Annotated in this window: 20 protein-coding genes; 13 read left to right on the forward strand and 7 right to left on the reverse strand. The window is 60.4% G+C overall.

All coding sequences use genetic code 11. The annotated features are described in order from the left end of the window. Nucleotides 1-30 precede the first annotated feature (30 nt). The 4 genes from M5G26_RS16165 to aspA all read right to left on the reverse strand — a co-directional run bounded on the left by M5G26_RS16165 (nucleotide 31) and on the right by aspA (nucleotide 5,807). Nucleotides 31-1,023, reverse strand: a complete 993-nt coding sequence (locus M5G26_RS16165; RefSeq protein WP_273915943.1) for an AraC family transcriptional regulator — start codon at nucleotides 1,021-1,023, stop codon at nucleotides 31-33. 248 nt (nucleotides 1,024-1,271) lie between these two features. Then, nucleotides 1,272-2,276: an asparaginase gene (locus tag M5G26_RS16170; protein ID WP_273915944.1), complete on the reverse strand. Its 1,005-nt coding sequence runs from the start codon at nucleotides 2,274-2,276 to the stop codon at nucleotides 1,272-1,274. A gap of 171 nt (nucleotides 2,277-2,447) precedes the next feature. Beyond that, on the reverse strand, nucleotides 2,448-3,896 hold the full coding sequence (locus tag M5G26_RS16175; RefSeq protein ID WP_273915945.1) for an alanine/glycine:cation symporter family protein: 1,449 nt from the start codon (nucleotides 3,894-3,896) through the stop codon (nucleotides 2,448-2,450). 486 nt (nucleotides 3,897-4,382) lie between these two features. Next, the gene (gene aspA, locus M5G26_RS16180) at nucleotides 4,383-5,807 is read right to left on the reverse strand and encodes an aspartate ammonia-lyase (protein WP_007912102.1); all 1,425 of its coding nucleotides are present in this window, start codon (nucleotides 5,805-5,807) and stop codon (nucleotides 4,383-4,385) included. 180 nt (nucleotides 5,808-5,987) lie between these two features. Between aspA and M5G26_RS16185 the strand changes: the two genes are divergently transcribed. The 5 genes from M5G26_RS16185 (at nucleotide 5,988) to M5G26_RS16205 (ending at nucleotide 9,757) form a co-directional block, all read left to right on the forward strand. Continuing rightward, the gene (locus M5G26_RS16185) at nucleotides 5,988-6,896 is read left to right on the forward strand and encodes a LysR substrate-binding domain-containing protein (protein ID WP_007912103.1); all 909 of its coding nucleotides are present in this window, start codon (nucleotides 5,988-5,990) and stop codon (nucleotides 6,894-6,896) included. 290 nt (nucleotides 6,897-7,186) lie between these two features. Next, nucleotides 7,187-7,678: a 5-(carboxyamino)imidazole ribonucleotide mutase gene (purE, locus tag M5G26_RS16190; protein WP_007920220.1), complete on the forward strand. Its 492-nt coding sequence runs from the start codon at nucleotides 7,187-7,189 to the stop codon at nucleotides 7,676-7,678. Nucleotides 7,679-7,688: 10 nt separating this feature from the next. Further along, nucleotides 7,689-8,771: a 5-(carboxyamino)imidazole ribonucleotide synthase gene (locus tag M5G26_RS16195; protein ID WP_273915946.1), complete on the forward strand. Its 1,083-nt coding sequence runs from the start codon at nucleotides 7,689-7,691 to the stop codon at nucleotides 8,769-8,771. A 110-nt stretch (nucleotides 8,772-8,881) separates the two neighbouring features. After that, nucleotides 8,882-9,127 carry a GlsB/YeaQ/YmgE family stress response membrane protein gene (locus M5G26_RS16200; protein WP_007920223.1) on the forward strand — a complete coding sequence of 82 codons (246 nt, stop codon included), beginning with the start codon at nucleotides 8,882-8,884 and terminating at the stop codon, nucleotides 9,125-9,127. Nucleotides 9,128-9,220: 93 nt separating this feature from the next. Further along, nucleotides 9,221-9,757 carry a DUF3299 domain-containing protein gene (locus tag M5G26_RS16205; RefSeq protein ID WP_007920225.1) on the forward strand — a complete coding sequence of 179 codons (537 nt, stop codon included), beginning with the start codon at nucleotides 9,221-9,223 and terminating at the stop codon, nucleotides 9,755-9,757. Between the two features lie 83 nt (nucleotides 9,758-9,840). Here the strand turns inward: M5G26_RS16205 and M5G26_RS16210 are convergent, their stop codons facing one another. Further along, nucleotides 9,841-10,740 (reverse strand): D-hexose-6-phosphate mutarotase, encoded by a 900-nt coding sequence (locus tag M5G26_RS16210; RefSeq protein WP_134176444.1) that lies wholly within the window; start codon nucleotides 10,738-10,740, stop codon nucleotides 9,841-9,843. Between the two features lie 57 nt (nucleotides 10,741-10,797). Beyond that, nucleotides 10,798-11,202 carry an acyl-CoA thioesterase gene (locus M5G26_RS16215; protein ID WP_003229628.1) on the reverse strand — a complete coding sequence of 135 codons (405 nt, stop codon included), beginning with the start codon at nucleotides 11,200-11,202 and terminating at the stop codon, nucleotides 10,798-10,800. A 375-nt stretch (nucleotides 11,203-11,577) separates the two neighbouring features. Between M5G26_RS16215 and M5G26_RS16220 the strand changes: the two genes are divergently transcribed. The 8 genes from M5G26_RS16220 (at nucleotide 11,578) to M5G26_RS16255 (ending at nucleotide 22,327) form a co-directional block, all read left to right on the forward strand. Next, the gene (locus M5G26_RS16220; protein ID WP_110718157.1) at nucleotides 11,578-12,876 is read left to right on the forward strand and encodes an MFS transporter; all 1,299 of its coding nucleotides are present in this window, start codon (nucleotides 11,578-11,580) and stop codon (nucleotides 12,874-12,876) included. A 240-nt stretch (nucleotides 12,877-13,116) separates the two neighbouring features. Beyond that, nucleotides 13,117-14,115 carry a phosphate ABC transporter substrate-binding protein PstS gene (locus M5G26_RS16225; protein WP_273915947.1) on the forward strand — a complete coding sequence of 333 codons (999 nt, stop codon included), beginning with the start codon at nucleotides 13,117-13,119 and terminating at the stop codon, nucleotides 14,113-14,115. A gap of 422 nt (nucleotides 14,116-14,537) precedes the next feature. Continuing rightward, on the forward strand, nucleotides 14,538-16,571 hold the full coding sequence (locus tag M5G26_RS16230; RefSeq protein ID WP_273915969.1) for an ABC transporter permease subunit: 2,034 nt from the start codon (nucleotides 14,538-14,540) through the stop codon (nucleotides 16,569-16,571). A 16-nt stretch (nucleotides 16,572-16,587) separates the two neighbouring features. Further along, nucleotides 16,588-18,258 carry a phosphate ABC transporter permease PstA gene (pstA, locus tag M5G26_RS16235; protein WP_038359375.1) on the forward strand — a complete coding sequence of 557 codons (1,671 nt, stop codon included), beginning with the start codon at nucleotides 16,588-16,590 and terminating at the stop codon, nucleotides 18,256-18,258. A gap of 184 nt (nucleotides 18,259-18,442) precedes the next feature. Beyond that, complete coding sequence (gene pstB, locus M5G26_RS16240; RefSeq protein ID WP_007920249.1) at nucleotides 18,443-19,276, forward strand: phosphate ABC transporter ATP-binding protein PstB; 834 nt, start codon at nucleotides 18,443-18,445, stop codon at nucleotides 19,274-19,276. Nucleotides 19,277-19,347: 71 nt separating this feature from the next. Beyond that, complete coding sequence (gene phoU / locus M5G26_RS16245) at nucleotides 19,348-20,109, forward strand: phosphate signaling complex protein PhoU (protein ID WP_007954334.1); 762 nt, start codon at nucleotides 19,348-19,350, stop codon at nucleotides 20,107-20,109. 176 nt (nucleotides 20,110-20,285) lie between these two features. Then, the gene (locus M5G26_RS16250; RefSeq protein WP_122604607.1) at nucleotides 20,286-21,242 is read left to right on the forward strand and encodes a response regulator; all 957 of its coding nucleotides are present in this window, start codon (nucleotides 20,286-20,288) and stop codon (nucleotides 21,240-21,242) included. Nucleotides 21,243-21,430: 188 nt separating this feature from the next. Then, nucleotides 21,431-22,327, forward strand: coding sequence for a M23 family metallopeptidase (locus M5G26_RS16255; RefSeq protein ID WP_273915948.1), 897 nt, complete (start codon nucleotides 21,431-21,433; stop codon nucleotides 22,325-22,327). A gap of 116 nt (nucleotides 22,328-22,443) precedes the next feature. Here M5G26_RS16255 and M5G26_RS16260 read toward each other — a convergent pair whose 3' ends face one another. Further along, a complete protein-coding gene (locus M5G26_RS16260; RefSeq protein WP_007920256.1) occupies nucleotides 22,444-23,784 on the reverse strand; it encodes a hemolysin family protein in 1,341 nt (446 codons plus the stop codon). Between the last annotated feature and the right edge of the window lie 36 nt (nucleotides 23,785-23,820).

Consider the following 23,820-nt stretch of genomic DNA (forward strand, 5'->3'; position numbering starts at 1 on the left):
CAAAAAAACTGACCGCAATTCGCCCCTGCTTCAGGCCCTGAACTGGCTCGGCGCCACGCCGCTCCAGCGCACGAAGGCATGGCGGAAACTGGCGGTCTCGCTGAACCCGAGCGTTTCGGCAATGCGATAGATCGGCAATTGATCCTCACACAACATCTGCTTGGCTCGCTCGAAGCGCAGTTCGTCGAGCAGTTCCTGATAGCTGCTGCCCATGTCCTTGAGATGGCGGCGCAGGGTGCGCGGCGAGCACTTCATCTGTTGTGCCAAACCCTCCAGCCCTGGCGCGGCGTTGAGTTGGGCGCTGAGCAATTGGCGGATGCGCCCCAGCCATGCCTGACGTCCAGTGAACTCAAGGTTCTGCTTGCGGCATCGCTCGGCCATCGCTTGATGGGTGATGGCATCGGCCAGCGGCAGCGGTTGATCGAGCCAGTGACGGTCGAAGGCGAAGGCGTTGTCCTTCGCAGCGAAGTGCAACGGTGCGTTGAAGTGTTCGGCATAGCTGTTGCGATAGTCTGGCGCGGCGTGCTCGAACCGCGTCGCGCGCAAGGGCAGCGGATGCCCGAGCAAGTCATCGCAAATGACTTTCAAAGACACCAGGCAGAACTCGGCATTGAACACCGCCATCGCCGGACTCTCGCGATAATCGGCGGCGACGAACCAGACGTGCTCGCCATCATCTTCCAGACTCAGTTCAAATAGTGTTCCCAACAGCGCCGGATAACGGATCGCCAGGCGTAAAGCGTCACCGAAGGTGGCACAGGTCAACAGTGCGTAACCGAGGATGCCGTAGCAGGAAACATGCATGCGCCGGCCCAATTCCAGACCGATATCGTGCTTGAGCGCGACCGCGTTGGCGCAGACCTGCATCTCCTGATTGGTGGTGATGCGCGTGTCGGCACGGCTGAGATCCGCCGCACTGATGCCGCTGCCGGCCAGCAACGCTTCGCTCGACAGGCCTTCGGCCTTGAAGGTGTTGAGGATCAGCGAGACGGCGTTGAGGGTGGTGAGGTGGGAGTGGAGCATAAGATCTTCCAGCCTGAGGATGGCTGCAATGCAGCAAGTTGCATGCCGCAGCAGCCCCTCACCCCAGCCCTCTCCCAAAGGGAGAGGGGGCCGATTGGGGGATATTGGCCAGATACGCCGACCTGAAAAAACGCTGGCGAATCCATAATCGACTGTTTTTTTCAGGTCGGCGTATAGCGCGAGACACTAAGGTCAGTCCCCTCTCACTCCGGGAGAGGGCTAGGGTGAGGGGCGATCCAGAGCCTTGCTCAGAGCAACTCACCACACAAATCCAGTTCGATCAGCCGGCGCACTTCTTGAGTTTCAAGGCCTGCCCCCAGCACCCCATGCAACTTGCCGAAAGCCGCCTCGCGAGTCATGCCACCACCGGACAACACGCCAACACCACGCAAACGACTGCCGGCCTCATACACATCCAGCTCGACGCCACCTTCATGGCATTGCGTGACCGCAACCACCACCACGCCGTTATCCCGCGCGCGGCCAAGGCTTGCCAGAAACTCAGGGTTGTCGCTCGGTCCTGTGCCGCTGCCGTAGCACTCCAGCACCAGACCTTGAATGCCGCTGTCGAGGAGGCCGTCGAGCACTTGGGCACTGATACCCGGGAATAACGGGAGCACGGCGACCTTCGCCAGTTGCTTCGGCTGGTTGTAGTTCAACGACGTTGGAATTGAAGGCGCTTTGACACCGCCGCCCTGACGCTCCAGCCGTTTGAACGGATGCCGGCCAAAACTGCGCACTTTCGCGCAACGGGTCGGCGCCAGCAGTTCGCCGTGGAAGTACAGATGCACGCCCGGCGCCAGGCCTTGGCCGAGAGCAACCAGTGCGCCGCCGAGGTTTTCCCAGGCATCGCTGTCGGTAACGCCGGCCGGCAGCATTGAACCGGTGAAGCACACGCGAGCATTCAGCCCCAGCAACTGGAAGCTCATCGCTGCGGCGCTGTAGGCCAAGGTGTCGGTGCCGTGCAGGATCAGCACGCTGTCGCAGCCTTGCACATCCACGGCATCGACCACCGCTTCACGCAGTTGCTGCCAATAGGCCGGGGTCATGTTGGCGCTGTCGATCAGCGGCGACATTTCACGGAAGCGCCACTGCGGCACAACGAGTTCAGGCTGGCTGTGCAGGTAGTCGCGCATCCGCGCTTCGAAACCGGACGCCGGGGCCAGGCCATTGGCACTGGCCTGCATACCGATGGTGCCACCGGTATAGAGCACCATGACGTGTTGGGCGGCGGGGTAGGTCGACGAACTCATGGGGATTCTCCGAAAGGATGAGGTCCTTGTGGGAGCGAGCCTCCTCGCGATGGCGGTTCATCATTCAACATTGATGTTGGTTGAAAGACCGCTATCGCGAGCAGGCTCGCGCCTACAGGTATTGCATCACAATAACTGACGGGCGCAGGGGATGCGCCCGTCATTCACCTGTCAGCGTTGCGCTGCAGGCACGCCTTGCGGCTCGGCTTCGGTCTGGCCGGCAGCGGCAGACGGGTTGTTCGGCCAGGCTTTCAGGTCCAGGTCCAGATCAGCAAATTTGCTGGAGTCGAACACTGGCTGCTTGACGCCGGCGCGGCGCTGCCCGTCGTAGTCGCGCATCACGCGCATGCCGACCTTGAACAGCATGGCCAGGGCGATCAGGTTGACGAATGCCAGGCAGGTCATGGTGATGTCGGCGAAGGCGAACACGGTCGACAGGTCCTGCATCGAACCCCATACCACCAGCGCCAGCACCAGGCCGCGGAAAACCATCAGCGCGGCGCGGTTGCGGGTGAGGAACTGCAGGCTGTTTTCGCCCAGGTAGTAGTTGTAGAGGATGCAGGTGAAGACGAACAGCGACAGCGCGACGCTGACGAACATGCGGCCCCAGTCACCGACCACAGCGGCCAGCGAGTTCTGGGTCAGGACGATGCCGTCACCTTCGAAGCCCGGGGTGTAGAAGCCCGACAGCAGGATCAGCAGCGCGGTGCAGGTGCAGATCACGAAGGTGTCGAGGAACACGCTGAAAGCCTGAACCACGCCTTGCGCGCCCGGGTGCTTCACGGCGGCCACGGCGGCGACGTTCGGCGCACTGCCCAGGCCCGCTTCGTTGGCGAACACGCCACGCTTCACGCCCATGACGATGGCGCTGCCGAGCAGGCCGCCAAAGGCCGGGTCGAGGCCGAAGGCGCTCTTGAAGATGGTTTCCAGCATGGCTGGCACGTGTTCGATCTGGGTACCGATCACGTACAGGGTCACGCCGATATAGGCGAGGGTCTTGATCGGTACCAGCAGGTCGGACACCGAGGCGATGCGCTTGATGCCACCAATGAAAGTGATCGCCAGCAGCACCGCCAAGACGATACCGGTGTGTTGTGGGTTGAATTCAAACGCGTTCTGCAGCGAGTGGGTCACGGTGTAGGACTGCAGACCAATGAAGGCGAAGCCGTAGGTGACCAGCAGCAGGACGGAGAACACCACCGCCATGCCTTTGAGCTTGAGGCCGTGCTGGATGTAGTAGGCCGGGCCACCACGGTACAGACCGTCGCCATCGGCGCGCTTGTAGACCTGGGCCAGGGTGCACTCGAAGAAGCTGCTGGACATGCCGACCAGCGCGGTGACCCACATCCAGAACACTGCACCCGGACCACCGAGGGTCACGGCGATGCCGACACCGGCGATGTTGCCTGCACCCACTCGGCCGGCAAGGCTGAGCATCAGGGCCTGGAACGAGCTGAGTTGCCCGGCGCTGCCTTTGAGGCTGTCGCGGAACACCGCGAACATGTGGAAGAAGTGGCGCAATTGAACGAAACGCGAGCGAATCGTGAAGTAGCTACCGAGCCCGACAATGAGCACGATCAGTACTTTCCCTGAGAGGAAGTCGTTAATGACTTCGAGCATGGATTTTTCCTCGCTGTTTATTGTGTAAGCAAATGCTGGATGGAAGAAATATCGTGTTACACCGGTGTGCGCACGGCACGACAGGTGAGGCGAAGGTTTCGTCCCGGATCCATTTCGCGGGTTTGTTATTAGTTCGGGTTTCGCATGGGTTATGGCCTCGTTACCGACGACCGCTCACGCGAAGAGGGGCGGCACTATACCGATCAGTGACGCGCCCGTCTGCACGGTAGTGGTGCAAGCGACGAAACGAGGGTGCTGCAAGATCAAAAGATCGCAGCCTTCGGCAGCTCCTACAGGTGTACGTCAATCAATGTAGGAGCTGCCGAAGGCTGCGATCTTGGCGGTATCAAATACACAAAACATTTAACGTCCTGCCCGCAAAGAAGTTAAAAAAAAGGGCTTGGGGACTGAATCCCCAAGCCCTCAAAAGGTGAGAGGTGTCTAGTCCCTCGACCTGGTGAGCGGTGCTACAAGTAACGTGTCGGTTCAGGCTTTGAGCGGAACCAGACGCGGAGCAATCATGTTTTCCGGGCGCAGGATGTCGGCGAGCATGGCTTCGTCGAGCAGACCTTCTTCGCGCACCAGTTCCAGCACGCCGCGGCCGCTTTCAAGAGCGAGACCGGCGATGCGGGTGGCGTTTTTGTAGCCGATGTACGGGTTCAGTGCGGTAACCAGACCGATCGAGTGCTCGACCAGTTCACGGCAGCGCGCTTCGTTGGCGGTGATGCCGACAATGCAGTGCTCGCGCAGCATGTCCATGGCGCGTTGCAGCAGGCGGATCGAGTCGAAGATCTTGAAAGCGATCAGCGGCTCCATCACGTTCAGTTGCAGTTGGCCGCCTTCGGCTGCCATGGTCAGCGCCAGGTCGTTACCGATCACCTGGAATGCAACCTGGTTAACCGCTTCCGGGATGACCGGGTTGACCTTGCCGGGCATGATCGAGCTGCCTGGCTGACGCGCTGGCAGGTTGATTTCGTTGATGCCGGTGCGTGGGCCGCTGGACAGCAGGCGCAGGTCGTTGCAGATCTTCGACAGCTTGACCGCGGTGCGCTTGAGCATGCCGGAGAACAACACGAAGGCGCCCATGTCGGAAGTCGCTTCGATCAGGTCGGCCGCTGGAACCAGCGGTTGGCCGCTGATCAGTGCCAGACGCTGTACCGCCAGCGCTTGATAACGCGGGTCGGCGTTGATGCCGGTACCGATCGCGGTGCCGCCCAGGTTCACTTCAGTCAGCAGCTCCGGGGCCAGCGTCTTCAGACGGGCCAGGTCTTCGCCCATGGTGGTGGCGAAGGCACGGAATTCCTGGCCGAGGGTCATCGGCACGGCGTCTTGCAGCTGGGTACGGCCCATTTTCAGGACGTGATCGAATTCTTTGCCCTTGGCCGCGAACGCCTGAATCAGGCTGTCGAGGCTGGCCAGCAGGGTGTCGTGACCGAGCAGCAGGCCCAGGCGGATCGCCGTTGGGTAAGCGTCGTTGGTCGACTGCGCCATGTTGACGTCGTCGTTCGGGTGCAGGTACTGGTACTCGCCTTTCTGATGGCCCATTGCTTCCAGAGCAATGTTGGCGATCACTTCGTTGGCGTTCATGTTGGTGGAAGTACCGGCGCCACCTTGAATCATGTCGACCACGAACTCTTCGTGGTAATCACCGCGGATCAATCGGGCACAGGCTTCGCTGATGGCAGCGTGCTTGGCTTCGCTCAGGTGACCCAACTCGCGGTTGGCGTCAGCAGCGGCCTGTTTGACCATTGCCAGGCCGACAACTAGTTTCGGGTAATGCGAAATCGGAACGCCGGAGAGACGGAAGTTGTTCACCGCTCGCAGGGTCTGGATGCCGTAATACGCTTGAGCCGGTACTTCGAGGGCGCCAAGCAGGTCGTTTTCTGTGCGGAAAGATGCAGCGGAGGACATGATAGAAATCATCTCGATATGGACCCGGTCTGTGCCGGAACGCTGCGAATGCTAGGCTTGTGGGAAATTTTGGGCCAATGCTGTTCAGCACTGCCCTATGCACATTCGGCATAATGCCCGTGTGACGCCGCGTGCGCGGCAGACGTGTGACCCGTTTTGGTGCGTGTCCGGGAGGACGTGATGAATCTGGAAAGCAAATGGCTCGAGGACTTCAGTGCTCTGGCCGCCACCCGCAGCTTTTCGCAGGCGGCCGAACGGCGCTTCGTGACCCAGCCAGCGTTCAGTCGGCGGATCCGCAGTCTCGAGGCTGCACTGGGGCTGACCTTGGTCAATCGCTCGCGCACGCCGGTCGAGCTGACCGCCGCCGGACAATTGTTTCTGGTGACCGCGCGCACGGTGGTCGAACAGCTCGGTGAAGTGCTGCGCCATCTGCATCATCTGGAAGGCGGGCAGGGCGAAGTGATGCAGGTCGCTGCCGCTCACTCGCTGGCGCTGGGTTTCTTTCCGCGCTGGATCGCACAACTGCGTAATGAAGGTTTGAACATCGCCACGCGATTGGTCGCGACCAACGTCGGCGACGCGGTGCATGCGTTGCGTGAAGGTGGCTGCGATCTGATGCTGGCGTTCTATGACCCGGATGCGGCGATGCAGATGGACCCGGAGATCTTCCCGTCGCTGCATTTGGGCCAGACCGAGATGTTGCCGGTGTGCGCGGCGGATGCTGATGGCAAGCCGTTGTTCGATCTGGAAGGGGACGCCAGCGTGCCGTTGCTGGCGTACAGCGCCGGGGCGTTTCTTGGTCGCTCGGTGAATGGTTTGTTGCGTCAGCGTCAGCTGCGCTTCACCACTATTTACGAAACCGCGATGGCTGACAGTCTGAAGAGCATGGCGCTGGAAGGGCTCGGGATTGCCTGGGTGCCACAGCTGAGCGTGCGCGCGGAATTGGCCCGTGGCGAACTGGTGGTCTGCGGCGGCCCGCAATGGCATGTGCCGCTGGAGATTCGCCTGTATCGCTGCGCACTGGTGCGCAAAGCCAACGTGCGCCTGCTGTGGCGCAAGCTCGAAGGCGGCGCTGCGCAAGCCTCCTGAAAAGATCGCAGCCTTCGGCAGCTCCTACATTGCAATGCATATCCCTGCAGGAGCTGCCGAAGGCTGCGATCTTTTGATCTTTTTGGCTGACCTTCAGGTCAATAAAACCGGGCATTTGCGGCAGATGACAGATGGTCGTGCGGGGGGCTGTTTATTGCTTTCTTTGCGGTATACTGCGCGGCCTTCGGCCGGCACGTCCGGCCATTTTTCGTACAATCAAGCCACGCAACCTGCGTGGCTTGTTGTTTTATGACGCGCCTGCGGGCGCTCCAGAGAGAAGAGGCGCGACGATGAGTGCACTGGTTGGCGTGATCATGGGCTCCAAGTCCGATTGGTCCACCCTTAGCCACACCGCCGATATGCTGGAAAAGCTCGGCATCCCGTACGAGGTCAAAGTGGTCTCTGCCCACCGTACCCCGGATCTGCTGTTCCAGTACGCCGAAGAGGCTGAAAGCCGCGGCATCGAGGTGATTATCGCCGGTGCCGGTGGCGCAGCGCACTTGCCAGGCATGTGTGCGGCCAAGACCCACCTGCCGGTGCTGGGCGTGCCAGTGCAGTCGGCCATGCTCTCGGGCGTCGACTCGCTGCTGTCGATCGTGCAGATGCCAGCCGGCATTCCGGTCGCCACCCTGGCCATCGGCAAGGCTGGCGCCATCAACGCCGCGCTGCTCTCGGCGAGCATCCTCGGCGCCAAGCATCCACAGTTCCACGCGGTGCTGAAAACCTTCCGTGCCGAGCAGACAGACAGCGTCCTGGACAATCCAGACCCACGTATTGCCTGAGGTTGTTGAGATGAAGATCGGTGTAATTGGTGGCGGCCAGTTGGGTCGCATGTTGGCCCTGGCGGGTACCCCGCTGGGCATGAACTTCGCTTTCCTCGACCCTGCGCCGGACGCTTGTGCGGCCGCGCTGGGCGAACACCTGCGGGCCGATTACGGCGATCAGGATCATCTGCGCCAACTCGCCGATGAAGTTGATCTGGTGACCTTCGAATTCGAAAGCGTCCCGGCCGAAACCGTGGCATTCCTTTCGCAATTCGTCCCGGTTTATCCGAGCGCCGAAGCCCTGCGCATCGCTCGCGATCGCTGGTTCGAAAAGAGCATGTTCAAGGACCTGGGCATCCCGACCCCGGCCTTCGTCGACATTCAGTCGCAAGCCGATCTGGATGCTGCTGTTGCTTCGATCGGCCTGCCGGCCGTGCTGAAAACCCGCACTCTGGGTTATGACGGCAAGGGCCAGAAAGTCCTGCGCAAGCCGGAAGACGTGGTCGGCACCTTTGCCGAGTTGGGCAGCGTGTCCTGCCTGCTGGAAGGCTTCGTGCCGTTCACCGGTGAAGTCTCGCTGATCGCCGTACGTGCTCGCGATGGTGAAACCAAGTTCTATCCGCTGGTGCACAACACCCACGACAGCGGCATCCTCAAGTTGTCCGTTGCCAGTACCGATCACCCGTTGCAGGCACTGGCCGAAGACTACTCGAGCCGCGTGCTCAAGCAACTCGACTACGTCGGCGTCATGGCGTTTGAGTTCTTTGAAGTCGACGGTGGCCTCAAGGCCAACGAAATCGCCCCGCGCGTGCACAACTCCGGGCACTGGACCACCGAAGGCGCCGAGTGCAGCCAGTTCGAAAACCACCTGCGCGCCGTTGCCGGCCTGCCGCTGGGTTCGACCGCCAAAGTCGGCGAGAGCGCGATGCTTAACTTCATCGGTGTTGTACCGCCGGTTGAGAAAGTCATCGCTATCGAAGACTGCCATCTGCATCACTATGGCAAGGCCTTCAAGGCCGGGCGCAAGGTCGGTCACGCCAACCTGCGCTGCGCCGACATGGCCACGCTGCAAGCGCAGATCGTCAAGGTCGAAGCGCTGATCGCCGAGTAACGACAGTTTCATGTGGCAGCGGCGGAACCATTCAGGGGCCGCCGTTCTCTCATGGCAGGATGCCAAAGTCTGACTAGGCTTCGCATATCTACTATTCAGAGGGAAATGCCATGGGAATTATCGGAACCATCTTTATCGGCTTGATCGTCGGCCTGCTGGCACGGTTCCTGAAACCGGGCGATGACAGTATGGGCTGGATCATGACCATCCTGCTCGGTATCGGCGGTTCGCTGGCAGCCACTTACGGCGGCCAGGCTCTGGGCATCTATCACGCAGGCGAGGGCGCAGGTTTCATCGGCGCACTGGTCGGCGCCATCGTGTTGCTGGTGATCTACGGCCTGATCAAAAAGAACTGATCCAAAGCGACAAAGCCCTCTCTGCCAAAGCGGCCGGGAGGGCTAGAATGCTCGGCGATTCACTGTTCCTTCCTTTCTATACCGAGCACCTTCATGCGCCGTCTTCTGTTGACTCTCCTTTTCCTGGGCAGCGGTTTGGCCCACGCCGGCGAACTGCCGGAAACCGACTGGCTCGAACTGATGCCCAAGTCGGACCAAAAGGCCCTCGAGGCCATGCCTGAAATCGACCACAACTCCCCGGAAGCCACCGGCACCTTCACCGAGAAGGGCGGGATGAAGCAGGCCAAAGGTCTGCCGGCAGTGATGTATTCGACCAAAACCGTAGCGTCGATGAACGACAAGCACATCCGCATCGGTGGTTATCCGGTGCCGCTGGAGTCCGACGCCAAGGGCCGCAGCACGCTGTTCTTCCTCGTGCCGTATCCGGGCGCGTGCATCCATGTGCCGCCACCGCCGCCGAATCAACTGGTGCTGGTGCGTTATCCGAAGGGTTTGAAACTGGACGATATCTACACGCCGCTGTGGGTGACCGGCACGCTGAAGGTCGAGAAGGTCAGCAATGATCTGGCTGATGCGGCGTATGCGCTGGAAGCGGACAAAGTGCGGGTGGTGCAGGAGTCTGATCTCTAAAGCAAAAGATCGCAGCCTTCGGCAGCTCCTACAGGGAAATGCATTCCAATGTAGGAGCTGCCGAAGGCTGCGATCTTTTGATCTTAAAGCGGTTTGCTGCCGACGCTAACACCCATGGTATGGCTCGCACCCGGTGCCAGCGTAACCAAATCATCCATCACATTCGCCGTCTCGATGCACAGCATGCGCTGCCAGCCATCGTTATCCATATCCGCCAATGCCGCCGCGCGATCGATCCAAGGGTTCCAGATCACCGCCGTGCGTGAACCGGTAGCCGTCAGCACAATGCGCCGCTCCCAGGCCGGATCGACAATGCTCAGCTGTGGCGGAGCATCAAGGTAGATGCGGTCGGTCTCACCGGCAAATTGCAGGTCGCCTTGCTGGCTGAGGGTCTTCCAGTCATCCAGCGTCTCGATGTAACTCAAGCCATCGACGCCGTCGACGTGCACATTGCGCACATCACTGACCGCGAAATAGGTGTGCAGCGCCTGGCTCAGGCTGACGGTGCCACTGCCACGGTTGTGGCTGGTCAGGCTGAAACTCAGTTGCTCGGACAAATGCAGGGTCAGGGTCAGATCGACCTGATGCGGCCAGCCCGGCAGGCCACCTTCGGGGTAGGGCAGCTTGAATTCTACCTTGACGCCGTCAGCCTCTGATTCGATGCCGCCCAGCTCCCAATCCATCGCCCGCACCAGACCGTGCGCGGGTGCCGGTTGCTCACCGGTGTACATGGCCTGCACGCTCTGCGGGTTGCGTTCGAACTTGCCGAACCACGGCCAGCACACCGGTACACCGGCGCGGATGCTTTTGCCTGTCTTGAACTCGGCCTTGTCGTTGAGCCAGATGATCGGCGGCTGGCCATCGATCTGATAACTGAGGATGTGCGCGCCTTGCTGGGCCACCAGCACTTCGGCCTGACCGTGGCGGATGCGCCAGCAGTTCAGTTCATCCAGTTTCACCGTTTCAACGTTGGGCGTGTTCATGGGACAGCTCTCGATCAGTAACAAGGACAACTATCGACCGTAAAACGGCCACGATGTTTAGCGCGCGCGTGGTGGAACCGAGCGAGTGCGGCCGCTGCCGTCGATGGCGACGAAGACGAATACCGCTTCGGTGACTTTACGCCACTCGCTGGACAGCGGGTCGTCGCTCCACACTTCGACCATCATCTGGATCGAGCTGCGGCCGATTTCCAGGGTCTGGGTATAGAAGGACAATTGTGCGCCGACAGCTACTGGCACAAGGAACGCCATGCGATCAATGGCCACCGTGGCGACGCGCCCGCCAGCGACACGGCTGGCCATTGCGGTGCCGGCCAAATCCATCTGCGCCACCAGCCAGCCGCCGAAAATATCGCCAAAGCCATTGGTTTCGCGTGGAAGTGCAGTGATTTGCAAGGCCAGGTCGCCTTGCGGGATCGGATCTTCTTGTTCGAGCTCTATCATGCCGGGGGTGCCTCTGACCCGTGACTCTTGTTGGTATTGCTGGTGGTAGCCGTCTTCGGGAAAAACGATTCAGCACCGAACCTACTACGTTCGTCACGTTTTCCATCAGGCGCCTAAGGAGAAACTCTGCGAAACCGGCTAATCCCGAGCAAAGGCCGGGCCAACGACGTTTTCGCACAGCAACCCCTTACAAACCGGAGCAGGTTGCGAGTATATCGGTCGGTAGACTCCGCGACGACCATCCGGTTCTCATTTCGACCGTCAATTACGCGCCTCTATGTGCTTTTTCGAACAATTTGCTATGGTGCCGAACCTGCCCAAGCCACCGCCAGCGTTGTTGTGGCGGCAGATCCGACTATAAGAGAAGCCCTTGCCATGACCACAGCGCCTTCGAGCCTCGCGCAGCCCGAGCAACCCGCACGACCGTTGACCCGCAATGACTACAAGACTCTGTCGCTGTCCGCTCTCGGCGGCGCGCTGGAATTCTACGACTTCATCATCTTCGTCTTCTTCGCCACCGTGGTCGGCAAGCTGTTCTTCCCGGCCGACATGCCCGAGTGGCTGCGCCTGATGCAGACCTTCGGCATCTTCGCCGCTGGCTACCTCGCGCGGCCGCTGGGCGGCATCGTCATGGCGCACTTCGGCGACCTGCTGGGGCGCAAGAAGATGTTCACCCTGAGCATTTTCATGATGGCCGTGCCGACCCTGATCATGGGTCTGCTGCCAACCTATGCGCAGATCGGCATGTGGGCGCCTATTCTGCTTCTATTGATGCGCGTAATTCAGGGCGCGGCGATTGGTGGCGAAGTACCGGGGGCATGGGTCTTCGTTTCCGAACACGTGCCGCAAAAACACATGGGTTACGCCTGCGGTACGCTTACCAGCGGCCTGACCGCCGGCATTTTGCTCGGCTCGCTGGTCGCCACGGCGATCAACAGCATTTATACCCCTGCCGAGGTTGCCGATTACGCCTGGCGGATCCCGTTCCTGCTCGGTGGCGTGTTCGGTCTGTTCTCGGTCTACCTGCGCCGCTGGCTGCACGAGACCCCGGTGTTCGCTGAGCTGCAACTGCGCAAAGCCTTGGCTGAAGAAGTGCCGCTGCGCGCGGTGCTGCGTGACCATCGCGGCGCGATTGCAATCTCGATGCTGCTGACCTGGTTGCTGTCGGCCGGGATCGTTGTGGTCATTCTGATGACCCCGACCGTGCTGCAAACGGTCTATCACTTCACGCCGACGGAGTCGCTGCAGTCGAACAGTCTGGCGATCGTGTTCCTGAGCATCGGCTGCATCATTTCCGGCGCACTGGCGGATCGCTTTGGTGCCGGGCGCGTGTTTGTGTTCGGTTGCCTGGGCCTGCTGATCAGCTCGTGGACCTTCTATCACAGCCTCGCCGATCACCCGAACTGGCTGTTCCCGCTGTACGCGTTGACCGGTTTTCTGGTCGGCACCATTGGTGCAGTGCCGTATGTGATGGTCAAGGCGTTCCCGCCGGTGGTGCGCTTCAGCGGTTTGTCATTCTCGTACAACGTGGCTTACGCGATCTTTGGTGGCCTGACGCCGATGGTGGTGAGTCTGCTGTTGAAAGAAAGCGCGATGGGGCCTGCCTACTATGTGGCGGTGCTGTGTGCGATGGGGATTCTGGTCGGGGCGTGGCTCTGGAAGAAGGGGCGCTGATTTCCCCTCCCGCCTGATCGTTCCCACGCTCCGCGTGGGAATGCATCCTGTGACGCTCCGCGTCACCTCTCAAATGCGGACGCAGAGCGTCCATGGCGGCGTTCCCACGCAGAGCGTGGGAACGATCTGTCGCAACATGCTGGCCTTTCATCCAATTGTCATATTTCAGCCATAGAGTGTTCACACGGCCTGCTGATACTTGGCCCCGACTTAACACACCCTATCTGCTAGGAGTAAGGCATGAAACTGAAGCGTTTGATGGCGGCAATGACTTTTGTCGCTGCTGGCGTTGCGACTGCCAACGCGGTTGCCGCTGTTGACCCTGCTATCCCGAGCTACACCAAGACCACTGGTGTGTCGGGCAACCTGTCCAGCGTCGGCTCCGATACCCTGGCCAACCTCATGACCCTCTGGGCTGAGAACTACAAAAAAGAATACCCGAACGTCAACATCCAGATTCAGGCCGCTGGCTCCGCCACTGCGCCACCTGCGCTGACTGAAGGCACCTCCAACCTGGGCCCGATGAGCCGCAAGATGAAGGACACCGAACTGGCGGCCTTCGAGCAGAAGTACGGCTACAAGCCAACCGCTATCCCGGTGGCTGTGGATGCCCTGGCGGTATTCGTGCACAAGGACAACCCGATCCAGCACCTGACCATGGAACAGGTTGATGCGATCTTCTCGTCGACCCGTCTGTGCGGCGCCAAAGCCGACGTGAAAACCTGGGGCGACCTGGGCGTGACCGGCGACCTGGCCAACAAACCAGTGCAACTGTTCGGCCGTAACTCGGTATCCGGCACCTACGGCTACTTCAAGGAAGAAGCCCTGTGCAAAGGCGACTACAAACCGAACGTCAACGAACAACCAGGTTCGGCGTCGGTTGTGCAGTCGATCAGCTCCTCGCTGAACGGCATCGGTTACTCGGGCATCGGCTACAAGACCGCCAGCGTGAAGACTGTTGCTCTGGCCAAGAAGGGCGGCACTGACTTCATCGAGGACACCGAAGAAAACGCCCTGAACGGCAAGTACCCGCTGTCGCGTTTCCTCTACGTTTACGTCAACAAAGCCCCGAACAAGCCTCTGGCTCCGCTGGAAGCTGAGTTCGTGAAACTGGTGCTGTCGAAGCAGGGCCAGGAAGTTGTGGTGAAAGACGGCTACATCCCGCTGCCAGCCAAGGTTGCTGCAAAAGCACTGGCTGACCTGGGTCTGCAGGAAGGCGGCGCTGTCGCAAAGAAGTAACAAATTGAGTCCAGGGTGAACCCCACCGGACTCAGGTAAAAGGCCGGATCTGCTCGCAGGCCGGCCTTTTCCACACCTCAAATTTTTGATCCTCTGCCAGTCCCACTGGCGGTGGATTTGCTGCGTCACTGCATTGTCATCTTTCTGTCATACAGGATCGCTAGGGTGAGCGCATGAATGATCTGGCCAATTCCCAAATGACTACTAATCCTCCCAAGCGCATTGACTTCAATACGCCTGAGCTGCAACGCAAGCGCCGCATTCGTGCGCTCAAGGATCGCTTCACCCGCTGGTACGTCCTCGTTGGCGGTCTCGCGGTGCTGGCAGCCATTACCCTGATCTTTTTCTTCCTCGCCTACGTGGTTGCGCCGCTGTTCCAGGGTGCCGACCTGACCGCGAAAGACTCGATCACCCCGGCCTGGATGCAGGACGCCGGCAAGCCGCTGATGATTTCGCTCGAAGAGCAGAATCAGGTGGCCATGCGCGTTTCCGACAAGGGCCAGGCATTGTTCTTTGATATCGACAGTGGCGCTGAACTGAAGCGCGTCGATCTGCCGGTGCCTGCCGGCGCCACCGTGACCTCCATTGGTGAAGACCAGCCGGGCCATCCGCTGGTAGCCGTGGGCCTGTCCAACGGTCAGGCGCTGGTGTTCCGTCACACCTATAAAGTCAGCTACCCCGATGGCAAGAAAACCATCACCCCGGCCATCGAATACCCGTACGGCGAGGCGCCAATCGCGTTGAACGAAGCCGGCGGTGCGCTGGAGCATGTCAGCCTGAATGCCACCGACACGACCCTGATGCTGGTCGGTTCGACCGGTTCGCAACTCAACGTTCTGTCGCTGACCAGCGAAGAAAACATGATGACTGGTGAAGTCACCAACGAGCAGAAGCGTATCGATCTGCCGCAGATGACTGAGCCGGTGAAAAACATCTTCGTCGACCCGCGCCAGCAATGGCTGTATGTGGTCAACGGTCGTGCCCAGGCCGACGTCTTCAGCCTGCGCGACAAGAGCCTCAACGGTCGCTACAAACTGCTGGAAAACGCTGACGCCGAAGTCACCGCGACCACGCAACTGGTCGGTGGCATCTCGCTGATCGTCGGCGACTCCAAGGGTGGTCTGGCCCAGTGGTTTATGGCCCGTGACACCGATGGTGAGTTGCGCCTGAAGCAGATCCGCACTTTCCAGATGGGCACCACGCCGATCGTTGAAATCACCGCCGAAGAGCGTCGCAAAGGCTTCCTCGCCCTGGATGCCAGCGGCAAGCTCGGCGTGTTCCACAGCACTGCGCACCGCACCTTGCTGGTCGATCAGGTGGTCGATGGCCAAGGCGTATTCGGCCTGTCGCCACGCGCCAACCGGGTGATCGTCGAAGCCGGCGGCAAGTTGCAACCGTTGCTGCTCGATAACCCGCACCCGGAAGTTTCCTGGAGCGCGCTGTGGAGCAAGGTCTGGTACGAGAACTACGACGAGCCTAAATACGTCTGGCAATCGACCGCGGCCAACACCGATTTCGAACCGAAACTGAGCCTCTCGCCACTGACTTTCGGCACCCTGAAAGCCGCGTTCTACGCGATGCTGCTGGCCGCGCCACTGGCCGTCGCCGCTGCGATCTACACCGCGTACTTCATGGCCCCGGGCATGCGCCGCAAGGTCAAACCGGTGATCGAGCTGATGGAAGCGATGCCGACGGTGATCCTCGGTTTCTTCGCCGGCCTGTTCCTCGCGCCATATGTCGAAGGGCATCTGCCGGGCATCTTCAGCCTGCTGATGTTGCTGCCGATCGGCATTCTGGTGGCCGGTTTCACCTTCAGCCGCCTGCCTGAATCGATCCGCCTGAGAGTCCCGGATGGCTGGGAAAGTGCGCTGTTGATCCCGGTGATTCTGTTTGTGGGCTGGCTGTCGCTGTACATGAGCCCGTTCATGGAGAACTGGTTCTTCGGCGGCGACATGCGCATGTGGATCTCCCACGACCTCGGCATCACCTACGACCAGCGCAACGCTCTGGTGGTCGGTCTGGCCATGGGCTTCGCGGTGATCCCGAACATCTACTCGATCGCTGAAGACGCCGTGTTCAGTGTGCCGCGCGGCCTGACGCTTGGCTCGCTGGCCCTCGGTGCCACGCCGTGGCAGACCATGACTCGCGTGGTGATCCTGACCGCCAGCCCGGGGATCTTCTCGGCGCTGATGATCGGCATGGGTCGCGCGGTCGGCGAAACCATGATCGTGCTGATGGCCACCGGTAACACCCCGGTCATGGAAATGAACCTGTTCGAAGGCCTGCGCACCCTGGCTGCCAACGTCGCGGTGGAAATGCCCGAGTCGGAAGTCGGCGGCAGCCACTACCGCGTGCTGTTCCTCTCGGCGCTGGTGCTGCTGTTGTTCACCTTCGTCATGAACACCCTGGCAGAACTGATTCGTCAGCGTCTGCGCAAGAAATACTCGTCGCTTTAAGCAAAGGTAGAAGTCTGTGAAACAGAACTCCCTGAAAGGATGGTTCAAGAGCGGCGCCCCGGGCGTCTGGATCAGCGGTGGCGCGGTGTCCATCGCGGTCATCATGACCATTGGCCTGCTGGCGGTGATTGCCGTGCGCGGTCTGGGTCACTTCTGGCCGGCGGACCTGGTCCACGCCAACTACGACGTACCGGGCCAGGCCAATCACCTGGTCATCGGCGAAGTGGTACAGAAAGAAGAAGTGCCCCGCGCCCGTCTGAAGAGTGCCGGTTTGCCGGTGCCCGATGAAGGCCCGGAATTCATGACCCGCGAGCTGATCAAGGTCGGCAACCGTGACCTGAACGGCAACGACTTCACCTGGATCGTCGGCGAGTGGCTGACCAACCAGACTACGCCGCCCGAGTTGATGGCGATCGAGCGTCGCGAATGGGGCAACTTCTACGGCTACCTGGTCAACGTCAAACAGGACGGCAAGGTCATCGCCGAGGGCGAGGCTGCATGGCCTGAGCTGCAGGCGCGAATCAACCGTGTGAACGGTCTCGCTGCACAGCTCAAGTCGTTGGAAAAGACGGACATCGGTGCAATCAACGCAGGTCTGGAGCGCATCCGTCTGCACGGTCGCAAACTGGAGCTGGAAGGCAAGCTCGACGCCACCGCGCAAGCAGACATGGAGTCCGAGCGCGCCGAACTGAATGCGCGTTATCAGGACATCGAAGCGCGTCTGGCTGATCTGCATGCGCAGTTCAACCGCGATGCCCTGACTGCTCGCGATGCCAACGGCAAAGAGATCGAAATCGGTCTGGGCAAAGTGGTTCACGCCTACCAGCCGAACGCGATGAGCACCTTCACCAAAGTCGGTTTCTACTTCAGCAAGATCTGGGAATTCCTCTCGGACGACCCGCGTGAAGCGAACACCGAAGGCGGGATTTTCCCGGCGATCTTCGGCACCGTGATGATGACGTTGATCATGGCGATGATCGTCACTCCGTTCGGCGTACTGGCGGCGGTGTACCTGCGTGAATATGCCAAGCAGAACACCCTGACACGGATCATCCGTATTGCGGTGAACAACCTGGCGGGTGTACCTGCGATCGTTTACGGCGTATTCGGTCTGGGCTTCTTCGTTTACGTGCTGGGTGGTTCGGTCGACCGCTTGTTCTTCCCGGAAGCTTTGCCGGCACCGACTTTTGGTACACCGGGCCTGCTCTGGGCCTCGCTGACGCTGGCGCTGCTGGCGGTGCCGGTGGTGATTGTGGCGACCGAGGAAGGTCTGGCGCGTATTCCACGTACTGTGCGTGAAGGCTCGTTGGCCCTCGGCGCGACCAAGGCTGAAACCTTGTGGAAGATTGTGATCCCGATGGCCAGCCCGGCGATGATGACCGGCATGATTCTCGCCGTGGCCCGTGCTGCTGGTGAAGTGGCGCCGCTGATGTTGGTGGGTGTGGTGAAACTGGCGCCGTCGCTGCCGGTGGACGGCAACTACCCGTACCTGCACCTGGATCAGAAGATCATGCACTTGGGCTTCCACATCTATGACGTCGGCTTCCAGAGCCCGAACGTCGAAGCGGCGCGTCCGCTGGTGTACGCCACGGCGCTGTTGCTGGTGTTGGTCATCGCCACGTTGAACCTGTCGGCGGTGTATATCCGTAACCACCTGCGCGAAAAATACAAAGCTTTGGACAGTTAACAAAAATCCTGTGGGAGCTGGCTTGCCAGCGATGCAAGCGACTCGGTCAGCCAGTAACACCGCGGTGATGCCATCGCTGGCAAGCCAGCTCCCACAAGGATCGGCGCAAGCCACAGATTTTCAGTAACCCATTGGCAAGGCCAGTGGTTCAACGAACCGAATTTGTTAGCACAGGGAGCCTCCCATGCAGCACGAAACACATAGCCACGGCATCAACATGTCTGCCCTGGGTCGCGACAAGCAGAGCCTGAATCTGGCGCAGGAAACCGTGGCCATCGAAGTACCGGGCCTGAGCCTGTACTACGGCGAGAAACAAGCACTGTTCGACGTCAGCATGAACATCCCGAAGCAGCGCGTGACCGCGTTCATCGGCCCGTCCGGTTGCGGTAAATCGACGTTGCTGCGTACCTTCAACCGCATGAACGATCTGGTTGACGGCTGCCGCGTCGAAGGCGCGATCAACCTGTACGGCAACAACATCTATCGCAAAGGCGAAGACGTTGCCGAGTTGCGTCGCCGCGTCGGCATGGTGTTCCAGAAGCCCAACCCGTTCCCGAAAACCATTTACGAAAACGTGGTCTACGGCTTGCGTATCCAGGGCATCAACAAGAAGCGCGTCCTCGACGAAGCGGTCGAGTGGGCATTGAAAGGCGCGGCACTGTGGGACGAAGTCAAAGACCGTCTGCACGAGTCAGCCCTCGGTCTGTCCGGTGGTCAGCAGCAGCGTCTGGTGATCGCCCGGACCATCGCGGTTGAGCCGGAAGTGCTGCTGCTCGACGAACCGTGCTCGGCCCTCGACCCGATCTCGACCCTGAAGGTTGAAGAGCTGATCTACGAGCTGAAGTCCAAGTTCACCATCGTCATCGTGACCCACAACATGCAGCAGGCGGCGAGGGTGTCCGACTACACGGCGTTCATGTACATGGGCAAACTGGTGGAATTCGGCGACACCGATACCCTGTTCACCAATCCGGCGAAGAAGCAGACCGAAGACTACATCACCGGTCGTTATGGCTGACAGTTGCGGGTTATTCACAGAATTGACGCTGCGGCCCACCGCACCTTACCGGACGCTCCAAGGACGCCAACATGATTAGTAAAGAAGGCCTTACCCATCACATCTCCGCGCAGTTCAACGCTGAGCTTGAGGAAGTGCGCAGCCACCTCCTGGCCATGGGCGGGCTGGTCGAGAAGCAGGTCAACGACGCGGTGACTGCACTGATCGAGGCCGACTCAGGTCTGGCTCAGCAGGTGCGCGAGATCGACGACCAGATCAACCAGATGGAACGCAACATCGACGAAGAATGCCTGCGCATTCTCGCCCGTCGTCAGCCTGCGGCGTCCGACCTGCGTTTGATCATCAGCATCTCCAAGTCGGTGATCGACTTGGAGCGCATCGGTGACGAAGCGACCAAGATCGCCCGCCGCGCGATTCAGTTGTGCGAAGAAGGCGAAGCGCCGCGCGGTTACGTCGAGGTTCGCCACATCGGCGACCAGGTGCGCAACATGGTTCGCGATGCACTGGACGCGTTCGCCCGTTTCGACGCCGATCTGGCGTTGTCGGTGGCGCAGTACGACAAGATCATCGACCGCGAATACAAGACTGCACTGCGCGAGCTGGCCACCTACATGATGGAAGACCCGCGCTCTATCTCGCGGGTCTTGAGCATCATTTGGGTACTACGTTCGCTGGAACGCATCGGCGATCACGCGCGCAACATCTCCGAACTGGTCATCTACCTGGTGCGCGGCACCGACGTGCGCCACATGGGCCTCAAGCGCATGAAGGAAGAAGTTGAAGGGACAAGCGGCGAAACCGCTAATGTTCCGGGCGATGCTGACGATAAGTAAGATTGCCTGAGAAAAGCGCCCGGCCCTTTGGCCGGGCGTTTTTGTTTGTGCTTTTCATAGGCGGATTCGATTAAAAAGCAGCACCCGCGAACGAAAAGTCCCGGCGTGACTGAAGAGTTTTGGCAATGTGCCATCAGCCAGCGTTATGCTTGCCGGGATTTTAATAGGGGTGTTGGATGAGCAAGATCAGTGTGTTGGTCGTGGACGATGCTTCGTTCATTCGTGACCTGGTGAAAAAGTGCCTGCGTAATTACTTCCCGGGGATCCGCACCGAGGATGCCGTCAACGGTAAAAAGGCTCAGGCCATGCTGGCCAGGGAAGCGTTCGATCTGGTTCTGTGCGACTGGGAAATGCCGGAAATGTCCGGTCTCGAGCTGCTGACCTGGTGCCGCGAGCAAGACAACCTCAAGACGATGCCGTTCGTCATGGTCACCAGCCGTGGCGACAAGGAAAACGTCGTGCAGGCGATTCAGGCCGGTGTTTCCGGCTACGTCAGCAAGCCGTTCACCAACGAGCAACTGCTGACCAAGGTCAAACAGGCGCTGAACAAGGTCGGCAAGCTCGACACCCTGATGAACAGCGCGCCGACCAAAATGAACTCGGCGTTCGGCAACGATTCCCTGAGCGCCTTGACCGGTGGCAAGCCTGCCGTGGTCGGCGGCGCGCCGGCAGCTGCTGCGGTCAATCCGTTCGCCAAACCGGCTGCTGCCGCGCCAGCGCCCGCCGCTGCGCCATCGCGTGGTTTGCTTAACAGCCCACCGGTCAAGGCGCCAGTCGCCGCGTCGGCTCCGGCCAGCGGTCGTGGCCAGGGCCAATTGCGCCTGCCAAGCGGCACTCAGCAATGCGTGATCAAGGCTTTGAGCATCAAGGAAGCATTGTTGGTGGTGAAGCGCACCGACACCCTGCCGCAGATCCTCGACAGCGCCGTGCTCGATCTGGAGCAGGGCGACAACGCCGAAATCGCCCGCCTCAATGGCTATCTGCACGCCGTCGTCGCGTTTGAGCCGAAACCGGACAGCGAATGGCTGCAACTGACCTTCCGCTTCGTCGACCAGGACGCGCAGAAGCTCGACTACATCTCCCGCCTGATCGCGCGCGGCACGGCGCAGAAGCACTTCGTTCCGGGCGCGTAATCGGCGTCTGTGAAAAGATCGCAGCCTTCGGCAGCTCCTACATTGGAATGCATTTTCCCTGTAGGAGCTGCCGAAGGCTGCGATCTTTTGCTTTGTGCGCTGGGCAAATTGAAACATCTGTCGACTAGCCTGGTCTGCTTCACCTGCTAGGCTCTTTTCCAGGCCTTCCTTTCGACAGACTCTTGCCCATGCTCGCGCGCCTGCTGTTTTTCTGTGGTCTCTTCATGGCCTCCACTTCGGCTGTGGCCATGACCATTTACAAATCCACCGATGCCAACGGCGTGGTCTCCTACAGCGATCGGCCGAGCAAAGGCTCGCAGGTGTTCGTCTTTCAGGACCGCATGGTCGAGCGCCTCGAGCGGCAGGTCTATCTCGACATCAAAAAACAGAAAGGTACTGACGTGGTGTTCGTGCGCAATGATCTGTATGCGCCGGTCGAGGTGGCGCTGGCGTTTACCGGGATGAGCAATGTGCGTGGCGCGCCGGCACAAACCATCCGCCGGGTGCTGCCCGCGCGCAGCAATACGCGTCTGGCCCTGCTGACGGCGATTAGCGGTGGCAAACCGTTGGTGTATACGCCGCAGTTCCATTACTCCCTCGGCGACCCCACAGGCACCGCGCAGGGCTATCGCTATCCACTGCCATGGCGTGGCGGACCGTTTCGTTTGAGCCAGGGTGCCAACGGCCAGTACAGCCACTACGGCCCGAAGAACCGCTATGCGATGGACATCGCCATGCCAGTCGGCACGCCGATCATTGCCGCGCGGGCCGGGGTGGTGGTGAAAACCGAGAATTCACAGAGCGGACGCGGCAACGATGCGTCCGGCAATTTCGTGCGGGTGTTGCACGATGACGGCACGATGGGCGTGTACCTGCACCTCAAACAAGGTTCGGTGAGCGTGCGCGAAGGGCAGCGGGTGACGGTGGGCAGTCCGCTGGCGCTGTCAGGCAACACTGGCAACAGCAGCGGCCCGCATTTGCACTTTGTGGTGCAGCGCAATACCGGGGCAGGGTTGGTGTCGATTCCGTATCAGTTCAACCAGCCGCTGGGGGCGTTGCCCAATTTTGCGTTGGGCAAGCAGTAAGCTTCTAAAAGCAAAAGATCGCAGCCTGCGGCAGCTCCTACATGGGAATGCAATCCCTGTAGGAGCTGCCGCAGGCTGCGATCTTTTAACGGGTCATGCGGCCGCCCGCACAGCCATCAATCCAGCATCAACACCTTCGCCAGCACAATCTTCGGCCCTTTCATCTTCTTGATGATGATCCGCAGGCCTTCGACTTCCAGCACTTCTTCCTCTTCCGGCACCCGTTTCAGGGTTTCGTAGACCAGCCCGGCGAGGGTTTCCGCTTCGATGTGATCGAGGTCGATGCCCAGCAGGCGTTCCACCTTGAACAGCGGCGTGTCGCCACGCACCAGCAACTTGCCCGGCTGATAGGCGAGAATCCCGCGCTCAGCCTTGCGATGTTCGTCCTGAATGTCGCCGACCAGCACCTCAAGCACGTCTTCCATGGTCAGGTAGCCGATGATGTTGCCGTCAGCCTCCTCGACCACGGCGAAGTGCGAGCCGCCCTTGCGGAACTGCTCCAGCAACTGCGACAGCGGCATATGGCGCGACACGCGCTCCAGCGGACGGGTCAGCTCAGCCAGGTTGAACGACTCGGGAATGTGGTCCAGCGCCGCCAGTTCCAGCAGCAGATCCTTGATGTGCAGCAGGCCGACGAACTCCTGGCGTTCGCTGTCGTACACCGGATAACGGCTGAACTTGTGGCGACGGAACATCGCCAGAATTTCTTTCAGCGGCGCGTTGAATTCCAGCGTGATCAGGTCTTCGCGGGAGTTGGCCCAGTCGACCACTTCCAGTTCGCCCATTTCCACCGCAGACGCCAGAACACGCATGCCCTGATCGCTCGGATCCTGACCACGGCTGGAGTGCAGGATCAGTTTCAGTTCTTCGCGGCTGTAATGGTGTTCGTGGTGCGGGCCGGGTTCGCCTTGCCCTGCGATACGCAGAATCGCGTTGGCGCTGGCGTTGAGCAGGTAGATCGCCGGGTACATCGCCCAGTAGAACAGGTACAGCGGCACGGCCGTCCACAGCGACAGCAGCTCGGGTTTGCGGATCGCCCACGACTTCGGAGCCAGTTCGCCGACCACGATGTGCAGGTACGAAATGATGAAGAACGCTGTGAAGAACGACACACCTTTGACGATTTCCGGCGACTGCACGCCGACCGCGCTCAGCAGCGGTTCGAGGATGTGTGCGAACGCCGGCTCACCGACCCAGCCGAGGCCAAGCGAGGCGAGAGTGATACCGAGCTGACAGGCCGAGAGGTACGCATCGAGCTGGCTGTGTACGGTGCGCAGGATGTGCCCGCGCCAGCCGTTCTGATCAGCGATGGCCTCGACCCGGGTCGAGCGCAGTTTGACCATGGCGAATTCGGCCGCAACGAAAAAGCCGTTGAGCAAAACCAGGATCAGAGCAAAAAGGATCATGCCGAAATCGGCGAATATCGTTGCGAGGGACAAGCCAGGGGAAGGGTCCATGATGGAGTTTTGCGGGTTCCGTTTGATTCAAGAGAG

This window comes from Pseudomonas sp. TNT2022 ID642 (assembly GCF_028656995.1).
Classification (GTDB): domain Bacteria; phylum Pseudomonadota; class Gammaproteobacteria; order Pseudomonadales; family Pseudomonadaceae; genus Aquipseudomonas.

Coding starts and splice junctions, on each gene's coding strand:
- M5G26_RS16165 (WP_273915943.1), bottom strand. CDS start 1,023: ATGCTCCACTCCCACCTCACCACCCTCAACGCCGTCTCGCTGATCCTC.
- M5G26_RS16170 (WP_273915944.1), bottom strand. CDS start 2,276: ATGAGTTCGTCGACCTACCCCGCCGCCCAACACGTCATGGTGCTCTAT.
- M5G26_RS16175 (WP_273915945.1), bottom strand. CDS start 3,896: ATGCTCGAAGTCATTAACGACTTCCTCTCAGGGAAAGTACTGATCGTG.
- aspA (WP_007912102.1), bottom strand. CDS start 5,807: ATGTCCTCCGCTGCATCTTTCCGCACAGAAAACGACCTGCTTGGCGCC.
- M5G26_RS16185 (WP_007912103.1), top strand. CDS start 5,988: ATGAATCTGGAAAGCAAATGGCTCGAGGACTTCAGTGCTCTGGCCGCC.
- purE (WP_007920220.1), top strand. CDS start 7,187: ATGAGTGCACTGGTTGGCGTGATCATGGGCTCCAAGTCCGATTGGTCC.
- M5G26_RS16195 (WP_273915946.1), top strand. CDS start 7,689: ATGAAGATCGGTGTAATTGGTGGCGGCCAGTTGGGTCGCATGTTGGCC.
- M5G26_RS16200 (WP_007920223.1), top strand. CDS start 8,882: ATGGGAATTATCGGAACCATCTTTATCGGCTTGATCGTCGGCCTGCTG.
- M5G26_RS16205 (WP_007920225.1), top strand. CDS start 9,221: ATGCGCCGTCTTCTGTTGACTCTCCTTTTCCTGGGCAGCGGTTTGGCC.
- M5G26_RS16210 (WP_134176444.1), bottom strand. CDS start 10,740: ATGAACACGCCCAACGTTGAAACGGTGAAACTGGATGAACTGAACTGC.
- M5G26_RS16215 (WP_003229628.1), bottom strand. CDS start 11,202: ATGATAGAGCTCGAACAAGAAGATCCGATCCCGCAAGGCGACCTGGCC.
- M5G26_RS16220 (WP_110718157.1), top strand. CDS start 11,578: ATGACCACAGCGCCTTCGAGCCTCGCGCAGCCCGAGCAACCCGCACGA.
- M5G26_RS16225 (WP_273915947.1), top strand. CDS start 13,117: ATGAAACTGAAGCGTTTGATGGCGGCAATGACTTTTGTCGCTGCTGGC.
- M5G26_RS16230 (WP_273915969.1), top strand. CDS start 14,538: ATGCAGGACGCCGGCAAGCCGCTGATGATTTCGCTCGAAGAGCAGAAT.
- pstB (WP_007920249.1), top strand. CDS start 18,443: ATGCAGCACGAAACACATAGCCACGGCATCAACATGTCTGCCCTGGGT.
- phoU (WP_007954334.1), top strand. CDS start 19,348: ATGATTAGTAAAGAAGGCCTTACCCATCACATCTCCGCGCAGTTCAAC.
- M5G26_RS16250 (WP_122604607.1), top strand. CDS start 20,286: ATGAGCAAGATCAGTGTGTTGGTCGTGGACGATGCTTCGTTCATTCGT.
- M5G26_RS16255 (WP_273915948.1), top strand. CDS start 21,431: ATGCTCGCGCGCCTGCTGTTTTTCTGTGGTCTCTTCATGGCCTCCACT.
- M5G26_RS16260 (WP_007920256.1), bottom strand. CDS start 23,784: ATGGACCCTTCCCCTGGCTTGTCCCTCGCAACGATATTCGCCGATTTC.